The sequence below is a fragment of the Planomonospora algeriensis genome (genome assembly GCF_977012225.1).
Window position 1 is genome coordinate 1 of the sequence record NZ_CDRNDK010000249.1, and the last position, 9,472, is coordinate 9,472.

Genomic DNA, 9,472 nt, shown 5'->3' on the forward strand with positions numbered 1-9,472 from the left:
CGGGGCGGTCTGCGCGGCCGCGCCCGTGGCGGCGGCGCCCGCCGCCGCGCATGTCAGCGCCGAGGCGGCGAGCACGCTGACCAGTCTTCTTCGCATGTACGGCTTCCCTCCGCGGTGCAAATGGATGAACCGCCATGCACGATCAGGGGGCGGGAACCCGACCTCCGACCGCCCGTGATGCGCGTGCATGAGCGCCCAGAGGTTCACACGGCCGTCGGCGCACCGTCAATTAGTTTGAGTACCAAACCAACAAAGGCGAGGTAGGACCGCGGGGCTGATGTAATTTTCACGCCGCGCCGGAGTCCGCCTCTCCACCCGGCCCTCCGCACACCCCGAAACCCGGTACGGCATCCGCCCCGGTGTCCGCCTCCCCCGGTACGGCGCAGCCCGCGGCCGGGGCGACCATCAGGCGCGATCCCGGTCCGCGGCCGGCCAGCACGTCGCCGGGGTTGGCCAGCGCGCAGCGGTCGAGGGACAGGCAGCCGCAGCCGATGCAGTCGGTCAGGCCGTCGCGCAGGCGCTGGAGCTGCCGGATCCGGTCGTCCAGCTCGGTCCGCCACAGCTCGGAGAGCCGGGCCCAGTCGTCGCGGTTCGGGGTGCGCCCGTCCGGCAGCGCGGAGAGCGCGTGCTGGATCGTCTTCAGCGGGATGCCGACCCGCTGGGAGACCCGGATGAAGGCGATCCTGCGCAGCGTGTCGCGGGTGTAGCGGCGCTGGTTGCCCGCCGTGCGGCGGCTGCGGATCAGGCCCTTGGCCTCGTAGAAGTGCAGGGCCGAGATCGCCACCCCGCTGCGGGCGGAGAGCTGGCCGACGCTGAGTTCCGTGGTCTGGGACACGGCCCGATCCTAACGCGACCTCAAGATAGCTTGAGGTCGCGACCCGGGCGCATGACGGTCGCGGACGCCTCCACCCGCAGCGGCGGCGCGCAAGGGGCGGAGGCCGCCTCCCCGAGGCGTCAGCGGCCCAGGGTGCTCTCCCTGGCCACGAGGCGGTAGCCGGCCCGGACCTCCTGCGGAGCGTGGCCGGTCCGGCCGTCGATCCGCCGCCGGAGCAGGTCCACCGCGATCCGCGCCAGTTCGGCCTTGTCCGGGGCCACCGTGGTCAGCGTCGGGGTGCTGTAGCGGCCGTCCTCGATGTCGTCGAGCCCGGCGAGCGCGATGTCCTCGGGCACCCGCAGGCCCGAGGAGAGGATCGCGCGCAGCGCCCCCAGTGCCAGCAGGTCGTTGAAGCAGAACACCGCGTCGGGCCGGTCGTCGCCGGCGAGCAGCCCGGCCATCGCCGCCGCGCCGTCCGCCCGCCGGTAGCGCTCCACCCGCACCACCGTCTCGCCGAGCCCGTGCGCGGCCAGCGCCTCCCGGTAGCCGGCCAGCCGGAGCGGGGCCGTACCGCTGACCGCGCTGTCCTGCGCGCCCAGCGCGGCGACGCGGGTGCGGCCCAGGCCGATCAGGTGCTCGGTGACGTCGCGGGCGGCGCGGACGTTGTCGATCGCCACGTGGTCGGCCGGGCCGTCGTGGATGCGCTCGCCCAGCAGGACCAGCGCCGTCTCGTCGGTGCGGGCGGCGAGCTCGTCGGCGCCGATCGCGATGGGGCTGAAGATCAGCCCGTCCACCCGGTGGTCGCGGACCCCGTCGAGGATCTGCCGCTCGCGCTCCAGGCTCCCGTCGGTCTGCTCGATCACCACCAGCCACCGCTGCTCGGCCGCCGCGTCGATGACGAACCGCGACAGCTCCGCGAAGTAGGGCGCGTCGAGCTCGGGCAGCGCCAGGGCGATCACTCCGGTGCGCCCCCGCCGCAGGTTGCGCGCCGACAGGTTGGGCCGGTAGTCGAGCCGCGAGAGCGCCTCCTCCACCTTGGCGCGGGTGGCGGGCGCGACGTGCGCGTACCCGTTGACCACGTTGGAGACGGTCTTCACCGACACCCCCGCCAGATCCGCGACGTCACGCAGGCTCACCCCCACCCGCTCTCACCTCCCTGGTCGTACGGCCGCCACGTGCCGCACACGATCTGACGGGGTCGATCGTAACGCCCCGGTATCGACCTCCCACGCCCCTGTTTACAACGTTGGAACAACGTTGTACAAACGCACCACCGAAACACCGCGTTGACAGAGAGGTCGTGTCTTGCCGACGACCAGCGCCCGTCTCACCCTGGATCCCGCCTTCCGGATCGCCCCGGTGGAGCCCCGCCTGTTCGGCTCGTTCGTCGAGCACATGGGCCGCTGCGTGTACACCGGCGTCTTCGAGCCCGGCCACCCGCTGGCCGACGCCGACGGCTTCCGCACCGACGTGCTGGAGCTGACCCGCGAGCTCGGCGTGACCCTGGTCCGCTACCCCGGCGGGAACTTCGTCTCCAACTACCGCTGGGAGGACGGCGTCGGGCCGGTGGCGGATCGGCCCGCCCGGCTGGACCTGGCCTGGCGGAGCCTGGAGGGCAACGCCTTCGGGCTGAACGAGTTCATGGCCTGGGCGGCCAAGGCCGGGGTGGAGCCGATGATGGCGCTCAACCTGGGCACCCGCGGCGTGGCCGAGGCGCTGGAGCTGGTGGAGTACGCCAACTACCCCGGCGGCACCCGCCTGTCGGAGCTGCGCCGCGCGCACGGCGTGGACAAGCCGCACGGCGTGCGGCTGTGGTGCCTGGGCAACGAACTGGACGGCCCCTGGCAGATGGGGCACAAGACCGCCCGCGAGTACGGCAGGCTCGCCGCCGAGACCGCCCGGGCGCTCAAGCGCTTCGACCCCGATCTGTCCCTGGTGGCCTGCGGCAGCTCCAACAGCGGCATGCCGACGTTCGGGGCGTGGGAGGCCGAGGTGCTGGAGGCGACCTACGAGATGGTCGACCACATCTCGCTGCACGCCTACTACGACCCGTCCGACGGCGACGCCGACTCCTTCCTGGCCAGCGCCGCAGACATGGACCACATGATCCGCTCGATCGCCGCCACCGCCGACCACGTCGGCGCGAAGCTGCGCAGCCGCAGGCGGATCAAGCTCTCCTTCGACGAGTGGAACGTCTGGTACCAGAGCCGCTTCCCCGGCGAGTCCTCGCTGGACTGGGCCGAGCACCCCCGCCTGATCGAGGACGACTACGACGTCACCGACGCCGTCGTGGTCGGCAGCCTGCTCATCACGCTGCTGCGCAACGCCGACCGGGTGGGCGTCGCCTGCCAGGCCCAGCTGGCCAACGTGATCGCCCCGATCCGGACGGAGCCGGGCGGCCCGGCCTGGCGGCAGAGCGTCTTCCACCCGTTCGCGCTGACCGCCCGGCACGCCCGGGGCCAGGTGCTCCGGGTGGAGCCGGAGTGCGCGGTGATCCCCACCGCCAGGTACGGCGAGGCCCCCGCCGTCTGGGCCACCGCCACCTTCGACGACGCCACCGGCGAGACGGCGCTCTTCGTGGTCAACCGCGACCGGCGCCGCCCCTGCGAGCTCGAGGTGGCGCTCCCGGCCGGCCTGGTCCCGGTGGAGCACCTGGAACTCGCCGACGCAGACCTCTCGGCGGTCAACTCCGCCGCCGCCCCCGACCGGGTCGTCCCCCGCCCGGGCACCGGCCTCCGCCACGACGGCCGCCGGGCAGCCCTCACCCTCCCGCCAGTTTCATGGAGTATTGTCCGCTTCGCCCCCCAGGAGTAAGACATGAGCGATTCCTTCTCCCGCCGCTCCTTCCTCGGCCTGACCGGCGCCGCCGGCCTCACCGCCGCCCTGTCCGCCTGCAGCGGCGGGACCAAGATCGGCGCGGGCTCCTCCGCGCCCGCCTCGGCCGCGCCGTCGTTCTCCGGCGGCGAGTACACCGGCCCCAAGGTCACCCTGGACTACTGGAACGGCTTCACCGGCGGCGACGGCCCGCACATGCGGGCCATGGTGGAGGCGTTCAACAAGGAGTTCTCCGGCCGGATCGAGGTCCGCAACATCACCCGCCGCTGGGAGGACCTCTACCCGGCCATGCCCACGGCCATCGCCGCCGGCAAGGGACCGGACGTGGCGATCATCCACAACGACTGGATCGGCACCTTCGCCGCCCGGCGGACCCTCATCCCGCTGGACGACGTGGTCGGGGCGCTGGAGCTGACCGAGGCCGACTTCATCCCCGCCGTGTGGAACGCCGGAGTCTTCGACGGCAAGCGCTACAGCGTCCCCCTGGACGTGCACAGCCTGGGCGACTACTGGAACCGCGAGCACCTGGAGAAGATCGGGCTGTCCGACGCCCCCGCGGACAAGGCCTCCTACGCCGACGCCCTCGCGGAGCTCAAGAAGGCCGGGATCGCCACCCCGTTCTGGATGCCGAACAAGTGGCCGGCGCACCTGATGTTCATGTCCCTGCTCTGGCAGCACGGCGGCGAGCTCTACAGCGAGGACGGCGCGAAGGCCCTGTGGGGCTCCGACCAGGGGGTCCGGGCGCTGAGCTGGATGGTGGAGCAGATCGACGAGGGCTTCAGCCCGCCCAAGGTCGCGATCGACACCCAGTACGCCGCTTTCAAGAACGGCAAGGTCAGCCTCACCTGGGACGGCATCTGGCAGATCAACGACCTCAAGGCGAACGCGCCGTCGCTGGAGTGGGGCCTGTCCCCGGTGCCGGACATCGGCGGCACCCCGGCGGTGTGGAGCGCCTCGCACAACTTCGTGCTCACCTCCCAGGCGGGCAAGGACCCGAACAAGGTGCAGGCGGCGAAGGCCTTCATCGACTCCGTCAGCCGCCGGTCCACCGAGTGGGCCAAGGCCGGGATGATCCCCGCCCGCAACTCCGTCCGCGAGGACCCCGCCGTCGCCGGCCTGCCCCAGGTGGGCCTGGCGAAGGACGTGGGAGTCTTCCGCTTCCTGCCCGCGCTGCCCGGCGTCGGCGACGTGCAGTCCAAGGCGCTGGAGCTGGCGGTGGCCAAGGCCGTGCTGAAGCAGGCGAGCCCGGCCGAGGCCCTGAAGGAGGGCACGGCCACCGCCGACAAGCTGCTCGCCGACAACAAGCGGAAGTACGGCCGGTGACCGGCCCCGCGCCGCGGGAGGAGGGAGCGCCCCCGGCCGGTGGAGGCGGGCGGCCGGGGACCGTGCTGGAGCGGCCGGGGCGCCCGCCCGGGGCGACGGGACCCGCCGCCCCGGGCGGGGCCGCGCGCCGGATGCGGTGGTGGACGCCGTACGCCTTCCTCGCGCCCTACCTCGCCCTCTTCGCCGTCTTCATGGTCCTGCCGATCGGCTTCGGGTTCTGGACCAGCCTGCACGAGTGGGACGTCAACCTCCCCGCCAAGCCGTTCGTCGGGCTGGAGAACTACACCGAGCTGTTCGACTCCTCCAGCGTGGACGGCGGGCGCTTCTGGCTGGCGATGCGGGCCACCGGGATCTTCACCCTGTTCTCCGTGCCGCTGCTGATCGTGCTGCCGCTGCTGGTGGCGCTGCTGATGAACGGCCGTTTCCGCGGGCGCAACCTCTACCGCGCCGTCTACTTCGCCCCGTACGTACTCGGGGTCGCGGTCGTCGGCTTCCTCTGGCGGTTCCTGCTCGACGGGAACATCGGCCTGGTCAACCACTACCTCGGCCTCGACGTGCAGTGGACCACCGACGTGCCGCCCGCCTGGATCGCCCTGGTCGGCGTGACCGTGTGGTGGACCCTGGGGCTGAACGCGGTCATCTTCCTGGCCGGGCTCCAGGACATCCCGCGCGAGCTGCACGAGGCCGCGATGGTCGACGGCGCCTCGGCCTGGCGCCGGTTCCGCGCGGTCACCCTGCCGGGCCTGCGGCCGGTCACGGTGTTCGTGGTCAACGCCACCATCCTGGCCTCGGCCAACATGTTCGGCCAGTCCTACCTGATCACGCGCGCGCCCGCCGACCAGACCAAGACCGCGATCTACCTCATCGCCGAGACCGGCCTGCGCCAGTTCGACATGGGCACCGCCTCGGCCATGAGCTTCATCCTGGCCGCCTGCCTCATGGCGGCCAGCGCCCTGGTGTTCGGCGCCTTCCGCGACCGGAGCGCGCGTTGACCCCCTCCCCGCGCCCGAAGGCGGGGGCTCCACGCCCGAAGGAGAATCGATGAACCTCAGGAGCCCCGGACCCCGGGACGCCCGCGGGCTGCGGCGGGCCCTGCTCCACCTGGTCCTCGCCCTGGTGGCGGCGCTGTACCTCAGCCCGCTGGTCTACATGCTCTCCACCTCCTTCAAGACCCGCGAGGGCTCGGGGTCCACCGACCCGCAGTGGATCCCGGCCCCCTTCTCCACCGGCGCCTACCGGGAGATCCTCACCAGTGCCGACAGCCCGATCCTGACCTGGTTCGCCAACAGCCTCATCGCCGCCACCGGGCACGCCGCGCTGGTGCTGGTCACCGCGGCCCCCGCCGCGTACGCGCTGGCCCGGCTCCGGTTCAGAGGGCGCGGCGCGATCTTCACCGCGGTCGTGGCGACGCTGTTCGTGCCGCCGGTGGTGCTCCTGATCCCCAACTTCCTGATCGTCAACGAGCTCGCGTGGGTGGACAGCCTGCCCGCGGTGATCGTCCCCGCCGCGGCGGGCGCGTTCGGGGTGTTCTTCCTGCGCCAGTTCTTCCTCACCCTCCCCGGGGAACTGGAGGAGGCCGCCGAGCTGGACGGCTGCAACCGCTGGCAGATCTTCACCGCCATCGTCCTGCCCCTGGCCCGGCCGGCGCTGGTGACGCTGTTCCTGCTCTCCTTCCTCACCAACTGGAACGACTTCCTGTGGCCGATCTACGTCCTGCTCAGCCCCGACTCCCTGACCCTCCCCGCGGGCCTGGGCAACTTCCAGGGGGCCAACAGCATCCGCTACGACCTGCTGATGGCCGGGGCGGTGATCGCCAGCCTGCCGGTGATCGCGCTCTACCTCGTCGCCCAGCGCTGGTGATCGAGGGCATCTCGCGCTCCGGGCTCAAGGGCTGACCGGACACCGGGGCGGACAGGACTCCGCGGACGACCGGCGCCTGTCGGAACCTCCGGGACTTCCCGGGGCGATCAGGTAAGAATGGGCGCATGACGAGAGCACTGGTGCTGGGCGGCGGAGGCGTCGCGGGGATCGCCTGGGAGGCGGGGGTCGTCACCGGTCTCCGGCGGGCGGGCGTGGACCTGGGGGAGGCCGACCTGGTGGTCGGCACGTCCGCCGGATCGGTGGTGGGGGCGCTCGTCTCCACCGGCGCGGACCTGGAGAGCGCGGTCGCGGTCCAGGCCGGTTCGGAGACCAGGGCGACCGTCCCGGCGGTCGACATGGAGGCGGTGATGGCCGCCTTCGGCATCCTGTACGACCCGTCCCTCGACCCGCGGGAGGCCCGGCGGCGGGTGGGCGCGATGGCACTCTCGGTCGAGGACACCGGGGCCAGGATCGAGACCATCGGCGAGCGGCTCCCGGTGCAGGAGTGGCCGGAGCGGCGGCTGCTGATCACCGCGGTCGACTGCGGCACCGGGGAGTTCGTCGTCTGGGAGCGCGGCTCCGGGGTGCCCATGGTCACGGCGGTCGCCTCCAGCTGCGCCGTGCCCTGCGTCTTCCCGCCGGTGGAGATCGGCGGCCGCCGCTACATGGACGGCGGAGTCCGCTCGGCGACCAACGCCGACCTGGCGGAGGGCTCGTCGGCCGTGGTGGTCCTGGAGCCGCTGGCGCACCTCTCCCCCAGGGCCCGCTTCACCGCCGAGCTCGCCCGGCTCGGTGACGCGGAGATCGCCCACGTCGCCCCCGACGAGGCGTCCGCCGCCGTCTTCGGCTCCAACGTCCTCGACCCGTCCCTGTGGCGCCCGGCCTTCGACGCCGGACTGGCCCAGGCCCCGGCCGTCGCCGAGGCCGTACGGAAGGTCTGGGGCTGACCGCGCCCCTGTGGATCGTCCGGCGCGGCGGCTGAACCCGCCGCGCCGTCCGGGCTCAGCGTTCCACCGACCAGTCGTGCGGGCCGAGGACGTGGGCCCCGCCCCGGGGCTCGATCCAGCCCTGCTCGGCCAGGGCGGCGAGGCTCCGCCGTACGGCCTCCTCCGGCAGGGCCGCCACGTGGGCGACCTCCGCGGTCTCGGCGACGCGGCCGTCCACGGCGAGGTAGGCCACCGCCTCGTAGACGGTCATGTCGTCGGTCGACAGGGTCTGGACATCACGGGGGTCGTCTCGCATGGCCGTACCTCCTCGGTGGAGCCCGCCGGTCTTCGGCCGGGCCGGTCTCAGCGCTGCCGGGCGCCTTCGCGCAGCCGTTCGGGATCGACCTGGCGCCCGGGGTGGCGGCGCAGGTATTCCTCCTCGAGCTCCTCGGTCCGGGTGCTGTGGTTGGCGAGCGCGTCGGCCGAGCCGTGCAGGAACGTGTCCGTCCGGGTGGCGTGCAGCTGGCGCAGCTCGCGGATCAGGTCGTCCTCTGCCAGGTCCTTAGGATCGATTCCCATCGTCATGGGATCCGCTTACCCCGTGGCGGCCTCTCCTCACCTCCGGTACGGCATACGGCATTGGAACGATTCCACGAAATTGAGTCAGATTTCATGACTTGTTCTCATTGCGGCCATACCGCCGGGGCCTTACCTTCCCGGTATGGATCTCGAGCTCCGACACCTCAGGATCGTGCGCGCGGTCGCCGAGGCCGGGAGCGTCACCAAGGCGGCCACCCATCTCGGGCTGGCCCAGCCTGCGCTGACCGCGCAGCTCAAACGGATAGAGCGGGTGCTGGGAGGATCTCTCTTCGACCGCGACCACAACGGCGCCAGGCCCACGCCTCTCGGAGAGCTGGTGCTGGCCCGGGCACGGGTGCTGCTGCCCGCCGCCCGGGAGCTCCAGGAAGAGGCCGTGCGCTTCGCCAACGCATGCGGGGAGATCCCCCGCTACCGGCTCGGCGCCACCAACGGACCGATCCTCGGAGGGCTGGTGGACCGGCTCGCGACGGCGTGGCCGTCGACGCCGGTGACGACCCATACCTCCTGGTCGGCCAGGGAACTGAACGCGATGCTCACCACTGGGCGGCTGGACTTCGCGATCATCGGCGTCTGCGGGGAGAGCCCGCCGCCGGTGGACGGTCCGGTCGTCTGGACGACCATCGCGATGGACCCGGTCTTCGTGCTGCTCAGCGAGGACCACCGGCTGATGGGCAGGAGGGAGGTCGAGCTGGGCGAGCTGGCCGACGAGCAGTGGACGGCCACCCCCGGCGACGGCTGCTTCAGCGACTGCTTCGCGGCGGCCTGCGCCCGCGCGGGCTTCACCCCGAAGACCGTCTACGAGACCGATGTGGCCACGTGCATGCACCTGGCCACCGTCGGCCGCGCCGTCGCGCTGTGCCAGGCGACCTTCCAGCCCGCCGCCGGGCTGGGGCTGCTCCCGCTCGCGGGCGCCCCGCTGCGGTGGCGGCAGCTGCTCGGCTGCACCCGGAGTCACCCGTCGCCCGGGTCGCCTCGGTGATCGCCGAGCACGCGCGGGCGGCCCACGCCGACGCCGTACGGCGCAGCACGCGGTACGCGGCCTGGCTGGACGGCGACCCCCGTTTCGGCACCGCGCCGCAGGACCTCGACGCCCGCCCCCTCTCCCCCGACCGTC

The 9,472-nt window shown here is 72.5% G+C and carries 10 protein-coding genes; 6 read left to right on the forward strand and 4 right to left on the reverse strand.

Annotated elements, in window-relative coordinates:
* Nucleotides 1-286 precede the first annotated feature (286 nt).
* On the reverse strand, nt 287-835 hold the full coding sequence (gene soxR, locus ACWJ6R_RS22870; protein ID WP_449064192.1) for a redox-sensitive transcriptional activator SoxR: 549 nt from the start codon (nt 833-835) through the stop codon (nt 287-289).
* Nucleotides 836-954: 119 nt separating this feature from the next.
* Nucleotides 955-1,950 (reverse strand): LacI family DNA-binding transcriptional regulator, encoded by a 996-nt coding sequence (locus tag ACWJ6R_RS22875; protein ID WP_449064193.1) that lies wholly within the window; start codon nt 1,948-1,950, stop codon nt 955-957.
* 169 nt (nt 1,951-2,119) lie between these two features.
* Here ACWJ6R_RS22875 and arfA point away from each other — a divergent pair, with 169 nt between their 5' ends.
* The 5 genes from arfA (at nt 2,120) to ACWJ6R_RS22900 (ending at nt 7,779) form a co-directional block, all read left to right on the forward strand.
* Nucleotides 2,120-3,628, forward strand: a complete 1,509-nt coding sequence (arfA, locus tag ACWJ6R_RS22880) for an arabinosylfuranosidase ArfA (RefSeq protein WP_449064194.1) — start codon at nt 2,120-2,122, stop codon at nt 3,626-3,628.
* A 3-nt stretch (nt 3,629-3,631) separates the two neighbouring features.
* Complete coding sequence (locus ACWJ6R_RS22885; protein WP_449064195.1) at nt 3,632-4,972, forward strand: ABC transporter substrate-binding protein; 1,341 nt, start codon at nt 3,632-3,634, stop codon at nt 4,970-4,972.
* Complete coding sequence (locus tag ACWJ6R_RS22890) at nt 4,969-5,964, forward strand: carbohydrate ABC transporter permease (RefSeq protein WP_449064196.1); 996 nt, start codon at nt 4,969-4,971, stop codon at nt 5,962-5,964. Before ACWJ6R_RS22885 ends, ACWJ6R_RS22890 begins: the two co-directional genes overlap by 4 nt.
* Before the next feature lie 49 nt (nt 5,965-6,013).
* Nucleotides 6,014-6,832 (forward strand): carbohydrate ABC transporter permease, encoded by an 819-nt coding sequence (locus ACWJ6R_RS22895; RefSeq protein WP_449064197.1) that lies wholly within the window; start codon nt 6,014-6,016, stop codon nt 6,830-6,832.
* A 125-nt stretch (nt 6,833-6,957) separates the two neighbouring features.
* Nucleotides 6,958-7,779, forward strand: a complete 822-nt coding sequence (locus tag ACWJ6R_RS22900; protein ID WP_449064198.1) for a patatin-like phospholipase family protein — start codon at nt 6,958-6,960, stop codon at nt 7,777-7,779.
* Between the two features lie 55 nt (nt 7,780-7,834).
* Here ACWJ6R_RS22900 and ACWJ6R_RS22905 read toward each other — a convergent pair whose 3' ends face one another.
* Nucleotides 7,835-8,074, reverse strand: coding sequence for a hypothetical protein (locus tag ACWJ6R_RS22905; RefSeq protein WP_449064199.1), 240 nt, complete (start codon nt 8,072-8,074; stop codon nt 7,835-7,837).
* 47 nt (nt 8,075-8,121) lie between these two features.
* Nucleotides 8,122-8,337: a DUF6158 family protein gene (locus ACWJ6R_RS22910; RefSeq protein WP_449064200.1), complete on the reverse strand. Its 216-nt coding sequence runs from the start codon at nt 8,335-8,337 to the stop codon at nt 8,122-8,124.
* Nucleotides 8,338-8,479: 142 nt separating this feature from the next.
* On the opposite strand from ACWJ6R_RS22910, the gene ACWJ6R_RS22915 reads away from it, so the two are divergent.
* Nucleotides 8,480-9,337, forward strand: coding sequence for a LysR family transcriptional regulator (locus tag ACWJ6R_RS22915; RefSeq protein WP_449064201.1), 858 nt, complete (start codon nt 8,480-8,482; stop codon nt 9,335-9,337).
* Nucleotides 9,338-9,472: the final 135 nt, after the last annotated feature.

Excerpts from the sequence above, each read along its gene's own strand:
- ACWJ6R_RS22910 (WP_449064200.1), bottom strand. The coding sequence starts at position 8,337 with ATGGGAATCGATCCTAAGGACCTGGCAGAGGACGACCTGATCCGCGAG.
- ACWJ6R_RS22900 (WP_449064198.1), top strand. The coding sequence starts at position 6,958 with ATGACGAGAGCACTGGTGCTGGGCGGCGGAGGCGTCGCGGGGATCGCC.
- ACWJ6R_RS22895 (WP_449064197.1), top strand. The coding sequence starts at position 6,014 with ATGAACCTCAGGAGCCCCGGACCCCGGGACGCCCGCGGGCTGCGGCGG.
- ACWJ6R_RS22885 (WP_449064195.1), top strand. The coding sequence starts at position 3,632 with ATGAGCGATTCCTTCTCCCGCCGCTCCTTCCTCGGCCTGACCGGCGCC.
- ACWJ6R_RS22905 (WP_449064199.1), bottom strand. The coding sequence starts at position 8,074 with ATGCGAGACGACCCCCGTGATGTCCAGACCCTGTCGACCGACGACATG.
- ACWJ6R_RS22915 (WP_449064201.1), top strand. The coding sequence starts at position 8,480 with ATGGATCTCGAGCTCCGACACCTCAGGATCGTGCGCGCGGTCGCCGAG.